Annotated in this window: 13 protein-coding genes; 9 read left to right on the top strand and 4 right to left on the bottom strand. The window is 60.1% G+C overall.

What is annotated here, in order from left to right:
- Positions 1–13 precede the first annotated feature (13 nt).
- Positions 14–403: a putative quinol monooxygenase gene (locus tag CKW23_RS24720; RefSeq protein ID WP_095068551.1), complete on the top strand. Its 390-nt coding sequence runs from the start codon at positions 14–16 to the stop codon at positions 401–403.
- Between the two features lie 32 nt (positions 404–435).
- Entirely contained in the window at positions 436–825 is a 390-nt protein-coding gene (locus CKW23_RS24715) for a DUF1330 domain-containing protein (RefSeq protein WP_095068549.1), read from the top strand.
- 113 nt (positions 826–938) lie between these two features.
- Here CKW23_RS24715 and CKW23_RS24710 read toward each other — a convergent pair whose 3' ends face one another.
- The gene (locus CKW23_RS24710; protein ID WP_095068547.1) at positions 939–1,904 is read right to left on the bottom strand and encodes an ABC transporter substrate-binding protein; all 966 of its coding nucleotides are present in this window, start codon (positions 1,902–1,904) and stop codon (positions 939–941) included.
- Between the two features lie 233 nt (positions 1,905–2,137).
- Here CKW23_RS24710 and CKW23_RS24705 point away from each other — a divergent pair, with 233 nt between their 5' ends.
- From CKW23_RS24705 to CKW23_RS24695, 3 genes are all read left to right on the top strand, one after another.
- A complete protein-coding gene (locus tag CKW23_RS24705) occupies positions 2,138–3,097 on the top strand; it encodes a D-isomer specific 2-hydroxyacid dehydrogenase family protein (RefSeq protein WP_095068545.1) in 960 nt (319 codons plus the stop codon).
- A gap of 175 nt (positions 3,098–3,272) precedes the next feature.
- Positions 3,273–5,420 carry a TonB-dependent receptor gene (locus CKW23_RS24700; RefSeq protein ID WP_095068543.1) on the top strand — a complete coding sequence of 716 codons (2,148 nt, stop codon included), beginning with the start codon at positions 3,273–3,275 and terminating at the stop codon, positions 5,418–5,420.
- A gap of 333 nt (positions 5,421–5,753) precedes the next feature.
- Positions 5,754–6,398 (top strand): helix-turn-helix domain-containing protein, encoded by a 645-nt coding sequence (locus tag CKW23_RS24695; RefSeq protein WP_095068541.1) that lies wholly within the window; start codon positions 5,754–5,756, stop codon positions 6,396–6,398.
- A gap of 23 nt (positions 6,399–6,421) precedes the next feature.
- Here the strand turns inward: CKW23_RS24695 and CKW23_RS27035 are convergent, their stop codons facing one another.
- Positions 6,422–6,919 (bottom strand): hypothetical protein, encoded by a 498-nt coding sequence (locus tag CKW23_RS27035; RefSeq protein ID WP_256590486.1) that lies wholly within the window; start codon positions 6,917–6,919, stop codon positions 6,422–6,424.
- A 421-nt stretch (positions 6,920–7,340) separates the two neighbouring features.
- Between CKW23_RS27035 and CKW23_RS24685 the strand changes: the two genes are divergently transcribed.
- Positions 7,341–8,126 carry an IclR family transcriptional regulator gene (locus CKW23_RS24685; RefSeq protein ID WP_025260359.1) on the top strand — a complete coding sequence of 262 codons (786 nt, stop codon included), beginning with the start codon at positions 7,341–7,343 and terminating at the stop codon, positions 8,124–8,126.
- Here the strand turns inward: CKW23_RS24685 and CKW23_RS24680 are convergent.
- Positions 8,123–9,616: a class I adenylate-forming enzyme family protein gene (locus tag CKW23_RS24680; protein WP_025260360.1), complete on the bottom strand. Its 1,494-nt coding sequence runs from the start codon at positions 9,614–9,616 to the stop codon at positions 8,123–8,125. The two genes, CKW23_RS24685 and CKW23_RS24680, sit on opposite strands and share 4 nt — an antisense overlap.
- A gap of 2 nt (positions 9,617–9,618) precedes the next feature.
- Complete coding sequence (locus tag CKW23_RS24675; protein WP_025260361.1) at positions 9,619–10,641, bottom strand: alcohol dehydrogenase catalytic domain-containing protein; 1,023 nt, start codon at positions 10,639–10,641, stop codon at positions 9,619–9,621.
- 111 nt (positions 10,642–10,752) lie between these two features.
- Between CKW23_RS24675 and CKW23_RS24670 the strand changes: the two genes are divergently transcribed.
- The 3 genes from CKW23_RS24670 (at position 10,753) to CKW23_RS24660 (ending at position 15,446) form a co-directional block, all read left to right on the top strand.
- Positions 10,753–11,490 (top strand): enoyl-CoA hydratase/isomerase family protein, encoded by a 738-nt coding sequence (locus CKW23_RS24670; RefSeq protein WP_256590485.1) that lies wholly within the window; start codon positions 10,753–10,755, stop codon positions 11,488–11,490.
- 90 nt (positions 11,491–11,580) lie between these two features.
- Positions 11,581–14,094, top strand: coding sequence for a TonB-dependent siderophore receptor (locus CKW23_RS24665; RefSeq protein ID WP_025260363.1), 2,514 nt, complete (start codon positions 11,581–11,583; stop codon positions 14,092–14,094).
- A 5-nt stretch (positions 14,095–14,099) separates the two neighbouring features.
- Positions 14,100–15,446 (top strand): MFS transporter, encoded by a 1,347-nt coding sequence (locus CKW23_RS24660; protein ID WP_025260364.1) that lies wholly within the window; start codon positions 14,100–14,102, stop codon positions 15,444–15,446.
- Positions 15,447–15,455 lie beyond the last annotated feature (9 nt).

Below are 15,455 nucleotides of genomic sequence, written 5' to 3'. Positions count from 1 at the left end.
TCAAGGACCGACCATGAAACTTCGCCGTTTGTTTTCCACCTGCTCCATGACGCTTTGCCTGCTGGCATCAGGCTGGGCCCATGCACAACAATTCCCGCCTTCGGTGGTGGTGCGTGTCGCACAGCTTGAAATCGATCCGCAGCAACTGGAACGCTACTCACAGATCGTCAAGGAAGAGATGGAAATTTCCGCACGGGACGAACCGGGCGTGCTCGCCATTTACTCCGTGGCCGAGAAGGATCAGCCTCACAAGCTCCACTTCTTTGAAATCTATGCCGACGAGCAGGCCTACAAGTCGCATATCGCCTCTGCGCATTTCAAACACTATGTAGAAGCAACCAAGGCAATGATTGTCTCGCGCAAGCTGATTGAGACGACACCGGTGCAACTGAGCGCGAAATAAATCATCAAGCGGTTTATCACCTGGAGAACCACATGAAGAAACTTGCCTGCCTGACGCTGGCCGTTACCAGCCTTGCCATGAGTGCGGCATTCGCACAAACGCCTGCACCGGCCAAACCTCTGGCGTACTACGTCGCCGAATTCGAGCCCACCACACCGGGGGCCATCAAACCTTATAGCGATCGGGTCGAAGACACCTTCAAACCCTTTGGCGGGCGCTTCATCGTGCGCGGTGGAGAGGTCGATGCTCTGGAGGGTGAAAAACCCATGGGAAGAATGGTCGTCATCGCGTTCGACAACATCGAGCAGGCACGGGCGTGGTACCGCTCGCCAGCGTATGAAGTGATCAAACCGATCCGCCATAAGGCAGGCAAAACCAACGTTTACATCGTGCAGGGAATACAACCGCCCCTACCCCAGTAGGAGCGAATTCATTCGCGAGACAGCATTCCAGGCGATGAATTTTTATGGAATGTACTGGCCCTTCGCGAATGAGCGGAGTACCGCCCGATTCGCTCTTGCCCGGATGGTGTGAATCAAGGATTCTGCGTCACCGCATCAGTCGCAGGCAGTACAAAACCTGTCGCGAAAGTTGGTTTGACGTCCAGTGGCTTGGCGATCAAACCATGGGCCTGATAGAAGTCGGCGGTTTCCTGTTGTTCGGTGATGGTTTTGGCATCCACGGCCTGCCAGCTCAGTTTCCGGCGCTCGAATTGCAAGCGCGCTGCCTCTTGGGGAAAGCCAATGATCTGCGCCAGGGTTTTTGAATAGCTGTCGAGGTTCTGGTAAGCCCAGATCTGCGCATTGGCCAGCCGTACCAGATAATCCTGCAACGCTTCGCGACGGGCCGGGTCAGCCAGTGCCTTGTCGGTAGCGGCCAGGAAACTGTTGCCGCTGGACAACCCGCGACCATTGACCAGCACCCTGCCCTGACCGCTGAGTTCAGCCAGCGCGGTGTAGGGCTCCCATGTAGCCCAGGCATCCACCGAACCATTGGCCAGTGCAACCTTGGCGTCCACCGGCCCGAGGAAACGGAACTCCACGTCCTTCTCGCTCAAACCGGCAGAGGCCAAGGCCTTGAGCGCGATGTGGTGACCAATCGAGCCACGCCCGGTGGCAATACGCTTGCCTTTCAGGTCCGCCGCCGTTTGCAACGATGACTTGGGCTCGACCAGCACCGCCGTGCCGTAAGCATCGGATTTGTCTACGGCGATGGCCTTGACCCGCGCCCCGGAAGCCAGCGCAAACAACAACGGTGCATCACCGATGATGCCAGCGTCCACCGCTCCGGCATTCAAGGCTTCGGCCAGCGGTGCGGCGGCCGGAAACTCCGCCCAGCGAATGTCATACGGCAGATCACGCAGGGCGTCGGCAGCTTCCAGCTGGGCGCGCATATTGCCCTTCTGGTCGCCGATGCGCAGTTCAATACGTTGTTCGGCCAGGGTCGGGCCTGCCAGCAGCAGGGCGGCGCCTAGCGCCAGGATTCTTGCAAAAAGGGGCATCGCGGACATTCTCCGTGGCTGAGGTAGCCTGTGGTCAGGTTCTGGAGGATGACTGTACCGGCAAGCAAATAATCAGTGAAATGCATTTTAGTCATAACCTAATATGCGTATATTTTTAATTATCGCCATTAGCTTATATCGAAAAAGAATTTTACAGCAGTCATTACCAAGAATACGGTCATAAGCATCGCCCAATCTGGGCATTCCCCCGTGTTTCCTGTGATGAGTGCCTGATGAATCAACCTTCTGCTACCACTGTCAGCGTGATCGCCAGCCAACTGGATGCCCAGTCCAACGAACTGCTCCGTCGGCAATTGCCCGGGCACCGGGTACTGGACCTGACGCCCGATCAGTTCAATGCCGAACGGGCGGATGTTGTGATCCTGCGCCCGGTCAATGTGCGTGGCCGCCGAGTGGATGAGCCGCCGCGTGGCTGGCCCTGGTCGCTGCGCTGGGTGCAACTGGTGTCTTCGGGCATAGACTTCTATCCCGACTGGCTGTTTCAGGGACCACCGGTTACCAGCGGCAAAGGCAGCAACGCTGAACAGGTCGCCGAGTTCGCACTGGCGGCCATCTTTTCCGCAGCCAAGCGCCTGCCGGATATCTGGGTCAAGGATGACGACTGGAGCTTCAGCCAGTTACAACCGGTGCGTGGCCGTACCCTGGGGATTCTCGGGCTGGGCAGCATCGGCCGCAGCCTCGCGACCAAAGCCACGGCACTGGGTATGCGCGTGATTGCCCTGGGTCGGCCTGAGCAGCCATTGACCGGGCTACCCCATGTTGAAGTGGCCGAAAACCTCCATCACCTGTTTGCCGAATCCGACCATCTGGTGCTGGCTGCGCCCCTGACTGCCCAGACCCGTGGCCTGATCAATAGTGAAATACTGGCCAGTTCCAGACCCGGCCTGCACCTGATCAATATCGCCCGTGGCGGATTGCTCGATCAGCAGGCGCTGCTCGAAGCCCTTGAAGCCGGATGGATTGGCCGCGCTACGCTGGATGTGACCGAACCCGAGCCATTGCCGGCTGGCCATCCGCTGTACAGCGACCCACGGGTGTTTATCTCGCCGCATACCTGCGCACTGTCCACTGACGGTGTTAACGGCTTCGTCGATGATTTCGTCGAGAACTTCAAGCGCTACCGCCAGGGCCTGGCCCTGAACAATCTGGTGGATCATCAGCGCGGTTACTGAAACTCGCTACACACCACGCCACACCCTGAAAAAGCACTGCCCCTTTACAGACTGACCGACCCCGACCCGGCGGAGGCACAGGATTCCTGCACCCTCCCCGGCTCTCGTGCGTTTGCGTGGACGGCTGCAGGTTAAACACACCAACCGAGCATGTTGACCGTCAGGAACTTCGTCCATGGCCAAACCGACCTTGCGTTACCGCATTTCCCCGCTCGTGCTGTCCTTGCCCCTGAGTGCCTTCGCCGCCAGCGATCCGCTGCCGGAAGAGCGCCTGCCCAGCGTGACCGTCACCGCCGAACACCGTCAGGAGAACCTGCAGAAAACCCCGCTGGCGATCAGCGCCTTCGACGAAAACACCCTGCGCGACCAGCAGATCAACAATATCCGCGACCTCTCAGGACGGGTGCCGAACCTGACTCTCAACCGCCAGTCGATCTCCTATAGCGCACAGACCTACAGCATTCGCGGCATCGGTGAAACCGACCCGATCCAGGAAGCCGCCGTCGCGGTATACGCCGACGACCTGTACATCCCCCGGGCGATTTCCTCGATGCTCGACTTCAACGATGTCGAGCGCGTCGAAGTGTTGCGCGGCCCCCAAGGTACTTTGTATGGACGCAACAGCGCGGCCGGGGCGATCCGTGTGATCACACGCGACCCGAGCCAGGAAACCCGGGGCTTCGTTGAACTTGGCGCAGGGACTTACAACGCTCAAAGCAGCCGCCTGCTGATCAGCGGACCGTTGGTGGACAACACTCTGTTCGGCAGTTTTTCCGCGCTGCGCCTGAGTCGCGATGGCACCGTGCGCAACCGCACCCGGGATACCGATGTGAACAATGTCGACATCCAGTCCTATCGAGGCAAGTTGCGCCTGGCACCGCTGGACTCGCCCTGGGACACACAACTGACCCTGGCAGGCACCTTCGACCGTGGCGACACCACCAGCTACACGCCATTCGACCCGGCCACCGGCCGCTTCGACAAGTTCAAGACCTATAGCAGCCTCGACCCGAAGAACCGCCTCGATCAGGGCAGCGCCGTGCTGCGGGCCATCTACACCTTCGACGATCACCTGAACTTCAAGTCGGTCACCGGCTGGTCGGCTTTCGATCAGCCCGTGGACTACGACAACTCGGGCGAGGCCAACAGTGGCAACGCTGCGCCGGTGCAAAACAACCTGATCCACTACAAGCAGCGCTACGCCACTCAGGAATTCCAGCTCAATGGCGACTATGAGCGTTTCAACTACACCCTCGGCGTCTACCTCTATAAAGAGCGCTTCCGCGCCGAACGCGACAGCCTGACCTATTCGGTCGCTGCCGACCGGGTCAATGCCAGCGGCCAGTACAGCACCACTGACACCGAAAGCTACGCCGTCTATGGCCAGGGCAACTACAAACTGACACCGCGCCTCTCATTGACCGCCGGGTTGCGCTATACCAGCGAACACAAGAACTTCGATTACAAGAACTACCGGATCACCACCGCTCGCGAGATCACCGGTCTCAATTTCAATGCCGAAACCAGCGACAGTTGGGCTTCCCTGAGCCCGAAAGTAGGCCTGGAATACACCTGGAGCGACAGCCTGACCCAATACGGTTACGTGGCCAAAGGCTTCAAGGCAGGCGGCTTCGACAACCGCGCACCCACCCAGGCCGCGGCGCTGCAGGGTTTTGAACCGGAGAACGTGATTACCTATGAAACCGGCTTCAAGGGCGATTACCTCGCAGGTCGCCTGCGCAGCAATATCGCACTGTTCTACAACGACTATCGCGACCTGCAGACCAACGCCTGGGACCCGGCCATCAGCGCCAACCTGCGCACCAATGTCGGCAGCGCCCACAGTTATGGCCTCGAGCTGGAAAACACCGCACTGCTCAGCCGCGACCTGACCCTGACCGCCAACCTGGGTTACCTCAAGGCCCAGTACGACGACTTCAAGAACGCCGCCGGTGCGGGGGTCGATGCCGATGGCAACTGGATGGTCTTCGCACCCCGCTGGAACGCATCCCTGGGCCTGAACTGGACAGTGCCGGTCAATTTGCCGGGTGCACTGGTGGCGGGCACCGACTGGCAGTTCCAGACCAAGTCCTACGCCAATGCCGTAAATGGCGATATCTACGAAGTGCCTCAGCAGAGCTTCTGGAACGCCAACACCAGCTACAGCAGCGGCGATGGCCATTGGACCACCACCCTGGCGGTGAAGAACCTGCTCAACCGCGCCTACCCGCAGAGCATTGCCTATTCAGCGGCCAGCAGCACAGCGTATTACGCAGTCAACGACCCACGCACCCTCACCCTGAGCGTGCGTTACGACCTGTAATCGAAAGCGTGACCGGCCTGCATCGACACCCGAATATCGATGCAGGCAGCGCTGAAACCTCTTATTCCAGAAACGAATCACCACATGAAAACAAAGTATTTATCGTTCTATAAAAAAGCCCTTAGTCTCAACCCATGCCCCGCTTCGCAAACAAGGATTTCCCCATGAGCCACTCCGCACATATCGTCGATTTGAGCCTGTATCGCAAACGCAAACATGCACAGCAGTTGGGCCGTATGATGTGGGCGATGTACGCGCATCAGGCAGGAATTGCGATACAACCGGGGAGCGAGGGTCTCGCATCGCCGAAAACACCTCGCCAAGCGTAACGCCATGACGACATCGGACCGTTTTCTGGCAACATCGATTGACACACCTCTGGACCTTGCCCAAGAGACGGCCACCAACGAAGACGACCTTATCGGTTCGCGCGTCGCACAGAACCTGCAACGCCTGCGCAGCAAACGCCAGTTATCGCTGGATGCCCTGGCAAGATTGAGCGGGGTGAGCCGGGCGATGCTGGCACAGATCGAGTCCGGGCGCAGCGTGCCGTCGATCAAGGTACTGTTCAAGATCGCCAAGGCTGTCAGGGTTTCGGTTGCAGCCTTTCTGGAAAACCGCGAATGCGAAGGTGTGACCGTAATGCCGGCACGCGACAGCAAACGCCTGGTCAGTCCCAGCGGCGACTTTATCAGCCGTGCACTTTACCCGTACGACACATCGCGTCATGTTGAATTCTATGAGTTGCGGATCAGCCCGCTGGGGGAGGAACATTCCGCCGAGCATGGCCCGGGCGTGCAGGAGAATCTGGTGGTCGCGCAGGGTGCGCTGGAGATCAGCGTGAACGAGGAGCGCTTCCTGCTATCCACGGGTGATTCGATCATGTTCTATGCAGACCAGCCACACCGCTACCGAAATCCGGTAGACAGTGAGGCGGTGGCTTATCTGGTGGTCACCCACCCCGAGCGCCGCGACTGAGGTTCGCGGCGTCCCGTATCAGATCAGCAGGTGCAGCACATCATCGGCATGCCGTTGCAGCTCATCATCATCGGCATGCTGCAGTCGTTCATCATTTTCATCATCAGCATGCAGCAGTTGTTCATCATGTCCATGCTCATGCCAGCCATCGGCATCATCTTGCAGGTCATGCCGTCAGCCATCATGGTGCACTCCATCATGCATTTCATCATCGGCATGCCCATCATCGGCATCGACATCATCGGCATGTTCATCGACATTGCCATCGCAGCTTCAGACATGCACATCATCGACATGTTGGCGCACTGCATCATGACCGGCATGCCGCAGTTCATCATCATCTGCATCATTTCAGCGTTGTTCTTGAACATGGCCATGTCCATGCCAGCCGCCGGCTTCATGGTGCACATCATGCCGTCTTCGACCATTTTGCAAGTCATGGTCGCCATCATCATCGGCATGCCCATCATTGGCACCATCGGCATGTTGGCGCTCATTGGCATCTGCATCGCGTTCATCATGGTGAAATCCTCTTCAATTTTGACGATAGGGTGTGGAGCTGATGGGGCCGATTCTAGGCTCAAGCGTGAGCACGGCAAGATGCTGGCAAAACAGCACCGGATGCTGCCAAGGCAAGCGGTTTCATGCCAACGACCAGTGCATGAACTGTAGCAGCAGATAAATAACTGCTATTACATCCATAGAACGCCACTTAACGACCGATACCACGCAATGGATATCGCTATTGGTTCCATGCTCATAACTCAAATGCATATTTGTTCTAAACGCGATGCAAATAAATGCTCAAGTTGCGCTTTGCAATAAAGCCGATACAACGTCAGTTGGCTCTTCACCCGGCATCCGATCACGGCTAACCTTGGCGACCGGTCAGGCCAGCATTCGAGCCTGCCGATCAAAATGCTCTCGGAAAACACTGCCACGATGGATATCTCTTCGACTCACCCCGCACTCAATAGCAGCAAGGAAAACGCTGGCGGCGGGCGCGTTCAGGTCATTGACCGTTCGATTGTTCTGCTGCGAACCCTGGCCGGCCTCAAGAACGGCGCCAGTGCGCTGGATCTGGCGCGGTTGACCGGCATTGATCGCTCCACCATCCATCGCCTGCTCAAAACCCTGACCTACTGGAGCCTGATCGAGTCCCAGGGCGCGACCTACCGCATCGGACCTGAGAGCCTGATCTACTCGGCGGCCTATCTGAACCGCATGAACCTGCGCAAGATCGCCCTGCCCTACGCCATCGAACTGCAACGGGTGATTGGCGAACGCCAGGCAATCGTCTCGCTGTCGGTTCCGGTGGGTGATCAAGTGGTGTTGATCGAGAGGATGTGGACACCGACCACGCCGCTCAACGTCATCGTCGATCTGGCCGATCAGTACCCCATCGATGGCAGCCCCAGCGGCCGCGCCGTGCTGTCCACCTACAGTGAAGACGCGGCGCTGAACATTCTGGGCCAGGAGCGCTACGCCAGAGTGTTGCCCGCACTGGAGAAGATCCGCAGCCAGCAGGATTTCGCCTTCGGTCAGGGCGAGTTCAAGCCGGGCCTGTCGTCCGTGGCCTTTCCGATTCGCCTTGAGGCAGGCCTGGCGCTGGGCGCCGTGGTGGTGGCAGGCCTGGCGATGGAGGATGAAACCCATCCCGCCTCGCCACTGGCCAGCCATGTGCGTCGCGCCTGCGAGGGCATCGCGGCGCAACTCGGCAATCTTTAAGCCGGCAACTGCGGCCCAAGCGCCTCAAGCAGGCGGTTTTTCTGCACCTTGCCGTAATGCGAACGCGGCAATTCGTCGATGAAGTAGATCTGTCGCGGGACCTTGTGCCGCGACAGGCTGGCGCGACAATGCTCGGCCAGTTGCTGCAACGACGGCGGGCTCGCCGGGTCAACCACCACTGCCGCACACACCTGCTCACCCCACTCGATATCCGCCAGACCGAACACATGGGCCTCCTTGACGCCCGGACAGCTCAGCAGGCTCTGCTCGACTTCGCCAGGTTGTACCGACTTGCCGCCACTGCGAATGATGTCCTTGCAGCGCCCGAGCACGACCAGTTGCCCATCATCACGAATCCGTCCCAGGTCACCACTGCGCAGCCAGCCGTTATCCAGCGCTTCGGCACTCTTGGCCTCCTGCTGCCAGTAGCCGCTCATCAATTGCGGCCCGCCCAGCAGAATCTCGCCCATGCCATTGGCGTCCGGCTGGTGGATGCGGATGGCCGCAGAAAACAATGGCCGCCCTACCACGCCTTCGGCGCTTTCTCCGGCATTGCGTAACGCAGCCATTTGCGCGGCGGCGAGGTAGCAACTCCAGGGCGCTTCGGTCATGCCGTAAAGCACACTGATTCGCCCATTGAACACTCTGAAGGAGCCTTCCAGCACTTCACCACTCAAGGCGGCTGCGCCGATATCCAGGCTCTTGAAGGCAGGCAACTGCGCGGGCTCGCTGCCGTTCTCACGCAGCAGGCGCAACAGTTGAGTCGGCACCAGAGAACTGAAGGCAACCCGCTGCTCACTCAACTGCGCCAGAAAGGTCTTGCTGTCAAAACGCCCGCCCAGCACCACTTGCCCGCCGCTGAGCAGATGCGCCAGCACCGCTACCGCCGCAATCGGCCATAACGGGCGGACATTGAGCAGCACGTCGCCCACCGCCGCACCACGGCCCATCACGATGTTCTGCAACACGGCGCAGAGGCTGGCATGCCGGTGCATGACCGCCTTGGGCACGCCGGTAGTGCCACCGGTATAGTTCAAAGAAGCCAGGGCCTGGGCCGGTTGTCCGGCACGGGGCAGGAGGTCGGCAGGCGCTGTTTCGATAACCGAACCCAGAGCACGACAGGCAATGCCCGCCAGCGCCAGACCTTCGGCAACCGCCGCGTACTGATCGGAAAACAGCAGCAAGGCTGCACCGGCATCGCGCAACTGGGCCAGCAGTTCATCAGGCGACAGTGCCGGATCAAGGGGTACGCGGACACGTCCATTGGCCATGCAGCCATAGTCGGCGATCAGGTAATCGATACTGGCATCCGCCAGCAACGCCACCCGCGAACCGGGTGCGATGTCGAGCCGGTCCAGCACCTGGCCGAACGCGGTAAGAGCGCGGTCGAGATCAAGAAAACTCAGGCTGCGAGCACTGGCCGGCTCGCTCAACGCTGGCAGATCAGGCCATTTACAAGCGGCCTGCCCCAGCAAGGTACTGATATCCATCTCTACCACCCACTCAAAACAATACGCCCATTGACCTGACGCGACTCCAGCAGCGCATGGGCCTCGCTCACGTGCTGAAACGGCAACACCCGGTCGATCAAGGGCCGCACCTGTCCGCTATGGATCAGTGCCAGCGCGACCCGCAGTTCCTCCACAGTGGCACTGCCCGATCCCTGAACCTTGAGCCGCCGACCGATCAACAAGCCCGGCGGGATCGGCACACTCCCCGGCTGGACATTACCGAGCACCACAACGCGCCCACCCAGGGTCATGCTGCGCAAGGTGTCTTCAAGGGTGTGCCCGAGGTTTTCCATCGCCACATCCACGCCGCGCTTGCCGGTCAGCTTCCAGACTTCGGCACTGTAGCTGCCATCTGAAACCACCACTTCATGGGCGCCCAGCTCATGAAGGAAATCGCGCTTCGCGGCGCTGCCGGTCACGGCAATCACTCGCGCGCCCAGCGCCCGGGCCAACTGGATCTGATGCGCGCCCAAGCCACCACTGGCGCCGTTGATCAATACGGTTTCACCCGGTTTGAGCGCCGCCTCGCCGTGCAATGCCCGCACGCTGGTGGCAATCGGGCAGGACGCCAGCGCCGCCAGGGTGTAATCCAGCCCCTCAGGCAATTCGATTGCCGAGATCGCCGGAATACGCAGGTATTGGGCATAGGCACCTTCGGTATCCACCGATGGCAGGCCCAGTGCCCGACACAAATCCTGGCGCCCGCGCAGGCAATCTCGGCACTGGCCACAGAAACGTCGCTGATAGACCACAACCCTGGAGCCGACCACCAGTTGCAAGACGCCCGCGCCGACCTCGACAACCTCGCCGGCCACTTCATGGCCCAGCACCACGCCGGTATGCGCACCGGGAAGATGCCCGGCACGGTGCAGCAAATCGTGATGGCAGACGCCTGCAGCGTGAACCTTGACCAGTACTTCACCCGGACCGATCTGTGGCGTAGGCACCTCTTCGACTTGCAGTTGCTCAGGCCCGCCGAAGGCTTTCAGGACTATCGCTTTCATTTTTTATAACCATTAGTGACCTATTAAGAATATGTTCATATAACAAACATGTTGTTTGCATTATGAACATCAATTAAGTTTTCCTCACTTTGACGCGGACCTCAAGAGGCAATGCGTCTTTCTTTCACACTCAGCGAAATCGAAGTCATGACAGTCGAGTATCAACACCTTGGGGAAGGCGTTCTGCAGGTCACTCTCAACCGCCCCGAGCGTCTGAACGCCCTGGACAGCCAGGCCAAACGCGAACTGGGCGAAATCTGGCAGCGCGCCGGTGACGATCAGGCCGTACGCGCAATCGTTCTGCGTGGCGCAGGCGAGCGCGCGTTCTGCGCAGGCTCCGACCTCAAGGAAATCGAAGCCACTGGCGAAGCCGTGAGCAGCGAATTGCTCGCCCGCGCCCTGCCCGGCGTCGGCTTCGACCTGAACAAGCCGGTGATTGCCGCACTGCACGGCCACACCCTGGGCCTGGGCATCAGCCTGGCGATTCATTGCGACTTTCGCATTGCCCGACATGACACTCGTTTCAGCTTTCCGGAAGTGCAGCACGGCATGTTGTCGGGGTTCAGCGCCATTACCCTGCCAGGGCTGATCGGCGAAGCCGCGGCGCTGGACATCATGCTCAGTGCTCGCCAGTTCGATGCCTCGCAGGCGCTGGCCATGGGGCTGGTCAACCAGCTCGCGGACGACGCCCATGCCAGTGCGCTGGAACTGGCATCACGCCTGGCCGCCCATTCGCCCAAGGCGGTGGAATGGACCAAGACCCTGCTGCTGGCCCAGAGAAAAGACCGTCTCAAGCAGTACATGGCCCTGGTCGACCAGGCCCGCCAGGACGTCATGCTCTACCGATAACCACAATAACTAACACTTTTCGCCTCGCCAGTACTGTCAGGAACACACACCACCAGGAATGGAAAGCGGCACCAGAATCGGAGCCTCACCATGTCTCGCCCCAACACTTTCCAGCCCAGGCTCAACCTGCTGACCGCAGCGACCCTCGGCCTTTGCGCCACCCCGTTGGCATTCGCCGCCGAAAGCACAATCGGCAGCACTGATACTGCTCTGCAGACAGTCGTCGTAACCGGTGCCCGCGATGAGGGCCGCACCGTGGCCAAGAGCCTGGCCCCCATCGACGTGATCAGCGCCGACGACCTGGCCCGCTCGGGCAAACAGAACCTGCGCGATGCCCTGGCCGCCAGCGTGCCGTCCTACACCAATGCCGCCGGTTTTACCGGCGGCACCGGGCTGTCGGTGAAGTCCGCGACCCTGCGCGGCCTGGGCGGTAACCACGTGCTGGTGCTGGTCAACGGCAAACGCCGCCACAACACCTCGCTGATCTTCGTGCAGACCGCTGCTACCTCCAGCGGCCAGTCACCCGCCGACCTGGACCTGATCCCGGTCAGCGCAGTCGACCATATCGAAGTGCTGCGTGACGGTGCCGCTGCGCAATACGGCTCGGACGCCATCGCCGGGGTGATCAACATCATCCTCAAAACCAACCGTTCCGGCGGCAGCGCCAGCGCGCTGTACGGGCAATACAAGGAAAGGGTCGGCGGCAAGGGCAACTTCGGCGCTCGAGGCCAAGGCCAGATCAACCAGGGCTTCGAGCTGCCCAATGACGGTTTCTTCAGCCTCAGCGCCGATATCGGCATTCAGGAAAGCTCCAACGTCGCGGGTGCAGTACCTGACCGCACCCGCATCTATTTCCCGCAGAACGGCAGTGCCGACCCACGGGAAACCAGCGAAAGCCGCTATCGCCAGCAACTCGGCCAGCCTCGCTCACAAACCTATAACTTCGGCTACAACGCCGAGTTGCCGCTCAACGATGAGGTCAGCCTCTACTCGTTCTCCACCCTCAGCCACCGCAACTCCACCAGTTGGGGGACTTACCGTACCGCCAACTCGCCGCAGAACATCGTCTCGGTATACCCGGACGGTTTCTCACCGCGCTTCGTGGTGGAAGAGGACGACTTCCAGACCGTATTCGGCGCACGCCATGAAAACCTGCTCGGCTGGCGCTGGGACCTGAGCACCAGCTATGGCCGCAACGATGCCAACACCCGCAACGAACGCTCGCTGAACCCGTCGCTGGGTCCGGACAGCCCTCGCGACATGGATGGCGGCCATCTGATTGCCAGCCAATGGACCAACAACCTCGACCTGACCCGTGGCTTTGATACAGGGCTGTTCGCCAAGCCGCTGAACGTTTCCACCGGGCTGGAATTCCGCCGCGACGGCTTCGCCATCGAAGCGGGCGAATACGCTTCATACGCCGATGGCGGCTACATCTTCCCCGTCGGTCATCCGTTGGCCGGACAACGCCCGAACCCTGGCGCACCGGGGCTGGTCGGTTTCACGCCGCAAGATGCACACAACTATTCACGCACCAACACCGCTGGCTACATCGACCTCAGCCAAAGCCTGACCGAGCAATGGGATGTCAGCCTGGCCGGACGTTTCGAGCATTACAGCGACTTTGGCGATACCGGCAGCGGCAAGTTCTCGACGCGCTATGCCTTTACGCCGCAGTTCGCCGTACGCGGCACAATCAGCAACGGTTTCCGTGCGCCGTCGCTGCAACAACAGTATTACTCCTCGTCGCTCACCGCCTGGCGCACCAGCCCGCTGAACGGCCAACTGGAACAGGCAGTCACTCGCTATGTGACGGTGGATGATGCTGCCGGTCAGGCACTCGGCGCCAAGGAGCTGAAACCCGAACGTTCGATGAACTACAGCCTGGGCTTTGTCGCCACGCCGACGGAAAACCTCAATGTGACAGTCGATCTGTATCAGATCGATATCAAGGACCGCATCCTGCAGACCAGCAACCTGCAAGGCACTGCAGTCTCCAACCTGCTGGCGGCCAATGGCCTGGACCCGAACCAGATCGTGTCCTACTTCGGCAACCTGGCCGACACCCGCACCCGTGGTATCGACCTGGTGGCCGATTACCGCTATGACCTGGGCCGCTACGGCAAGACCAAATGGACCCTGCTGAGCAACCAGAGCCTGCAAACCATCGAGAAAATCAAGGAGCCAGAATCACTGGCCGGTACCGGCGTCAGCGCCGTGGGTCGTGATCGTCAGGGCAACCTGACCACGGCTTACCCGAAGAACGTCACGTCCCTGACCGCCGCCTGGCAACTGGACGATTTCGACGTAACGCTCAAGGGTACGCGCTACTCGAAAGTCACCGGACGCAATCAGGTTTCCGCCAGCCGCGACGAGGAAATCCGCCCGGCACTCATCACCGACCTGAGCCTGGGTTACTGGCTGAGCGATGCCATAAAAGTGACCGTCGGCGGCGAGAACATCTTTGATCGCAGGCCACAACAGCTCAACGAAGAGGCCAAGCGTTTCTACTTCTTCCCCACCGACAACCCGACCTATAGCTGGTACTCGCCCTACGGACTGGAAGGTGCCTACTACTTCGCCAAACTTGACGTGAGCTGGTAACCCCCATGAGTACTCCCGGCGCTTTACCCGCTAGCACGCAACCTGCCACAGAAGACACTGAGGTGGTTTTCGACCAACGCCTGTACCGCAAGCTGGCGTGGCGAATCATGCCGTTCCTGTTTCTGTGTTTTGTCCTGAACTGGCTGGACCGGGTCAACATCAGTTTTGCCCACCTGCAATTCAAGACCGACCTGAACATCAGCGATGCCACCTTCGGCATCATCGTCGGGGTGTTCTCCATCGGTTATCTGCTGTTCGAGATCCCCAGCAACCTGTTGCTGGAGAGGTTCGGCGCGAAGAAAACCATGACCCGGATCATGATCCTCTGGGGCCTGGTGACCATCGCCACCGCCTTCGCCCAGACGCCCGCGCAATTCTATGTGCTGCGGATACTGCTGGGCGCGGCCGAGGCCGGGTTCTTCCCGGGCGTGATCCTGTACCTGACCTACTGGTTTCCGGCCAGCCATCGGGCGCGGATCACCTCGCGCTTCATCATGGCGATTGCCGTTTGCGGGATTATCGGCGGCCCGTTGTCGACCTGGATCATGAGCCACTTCGGCGGCCTTGGCGGCTTTACCGGCTGGCAATGGCTGTTTGTCGTCACCGGTATTCCACCGGTGCTGGCCGGGCTGTTCGCCTGGTACTGGCTGGACGATAAACCGGCCAATGCAAAATGGTTGAGCAGCACCGAAAAGCAGGCCATCGCCAACGCCCTTGCCCATGAACGCAAGCAACGTCAGCCAAGCGGCCATCAGCGCTTCGTCGAGGCACTGAAAGACCGCAAGGTCTGGTTCATCACCCTGGCTTACTGCCTGACCATCATGTGCACCGGCAACGTCACCAATATCTGGGCGCCGTCGATCATCCGCGATTCGGGGGTCAGCAACCTCGGGCATCTGGGACTGCTCTCGGCACTGCCCTATGTCGTCGGTGTGTGCATGATGCTCTGGGCCTGCCGCCATTCGGACCTGCATCAGGAACGTCGCTGGCACTTCGCACTGGGCGGGCTGACCGCCGCACTGGCGATGGCGATCCTGCCGCAAATGCTGTTCAGCCCATGGTCGGCGATTGCCGTACTGACCGTGATGACCAGCGGCTATCTTGTGGCCACGTCGATTTTCTGGACCATCCCCACCTATTACCTGTCGGACGGTGCCAAGGCCGCGGGCCTGGCACTGGTCAATTGCTGCGGACAAGTCAGCAGCCTGCTGACGCCAATCATGATCGGCTCGATCAAGACCAACACAGGCAGTATCAGCCTGGCGCTCTACATAGTCGCAGCCCTGGTGGCCTGCGGCACCCTGATCCTTTTGCTCGGCGTTTCACGCCAGGCCTTGCGCGATGCACCCTGAACCCTTTTC

It is taken from the genome of Pseudomonas sp. Irchel 3A18 (genome assembly GCF_900187465.1).
Lineage (GTDB): Bacteria > Pseudomonadota > Gammaproteobacteria > Pseudomonadales > Pseudomonadaceae > Aquipseudomonas > Aquipseudomonas cichorii.
This window is presented reverse-complemented; position numbering and strand designations above follow the sequence as displayed.

Coding starts and splice junctions, on each gene's coding strand:
- CKW23_RS24695 (WP_095068541.1), top strand. CDS start 5,754: ATGACGACATCGGACCGTTTTCTGGCAACATCGATTGACACACCTCTG.
- CKW23_RS27035 (WP_256590486.1), bottom strand. CDS start 6,919: ATGATGAACGCGATGCAGATGCCAATGAGCGCCAACATGCCGATGGTG.
- CKW23_RS24700 (WP_095068543.1), top strand. CDS start 3,273: ATGGCCAAACCGACCTTGCGTTACCGCATTTCCCCGCTCGTGCTGTCC.
- CKW23_RS24720 (WP_095068551.1), top strand. CDS start 14: ATGAAACTTCGCCGTTTGTTTTCCACCTGCTCCATGACGCTTTGCCTG.
- CKW23_RS24685 (WP_025260359.1), top strand. CDS start 7,341: ATGGATATCTCTTCGACTCACCCCGCACTCAATAGCAGCAAGGAAAAC.
- CKW23_RS24665 (WP_025260363.1), top strand. CDS start 11,581: ATGTCTCGCCCCAACACTTTCCAGCCCAGGCTCAACCTGCTGACCGCA.
- CKW23_RS24680 (WP_025260360.1), bottom strand. CDS start 9,616: ATGGATATCAGTACCTTGCTGGGGCAGGCCGCTTGTAAATGGCCTGAT.
- CKW23_RS24710 (WP_095068547.1), bottom strand. CDS start 1,904: ATGCCCCTTTTTGCAAGAATCCTGGCGCTAGGCGCCGCCCTGCTGCTG.
- CKW23_RS24715 (WP_095068549.1), top strand. CDS start 436: ATGAAGAAACTTGCCTGCCTGACGCTGGCCGTTACCAGCCTTGCCATG.
- CKW23_RS24660 (WP_025260364.1), top strand. CDS start 14,100: ATGAGTACTCCCGGCGCTTTACCCGCTAGCACGCAACCTGCCACAGAA.
- CKW23_RS24705 (WP_095068545.1), top strand. CDS start 2,138: ATGAATCAACCTTCTGCTACCACTGTCAGCGTGATCGCCAGCCAACTG.
- CKW23_RS24675 (WP_025260361.1), bottom strand. CDS start 10,641: ATGAAAGCGATAGTCCTGAAAGCCTTCGGCGGGCCTGAGCAACTGCAA.
- CKW23_RS24670 (WP_256590485.1), top strand. CDS start 10,753: ATGCGTCTTTCTTTCACACTCAGCGAAATCGAAGTCATGACAGTCGAG.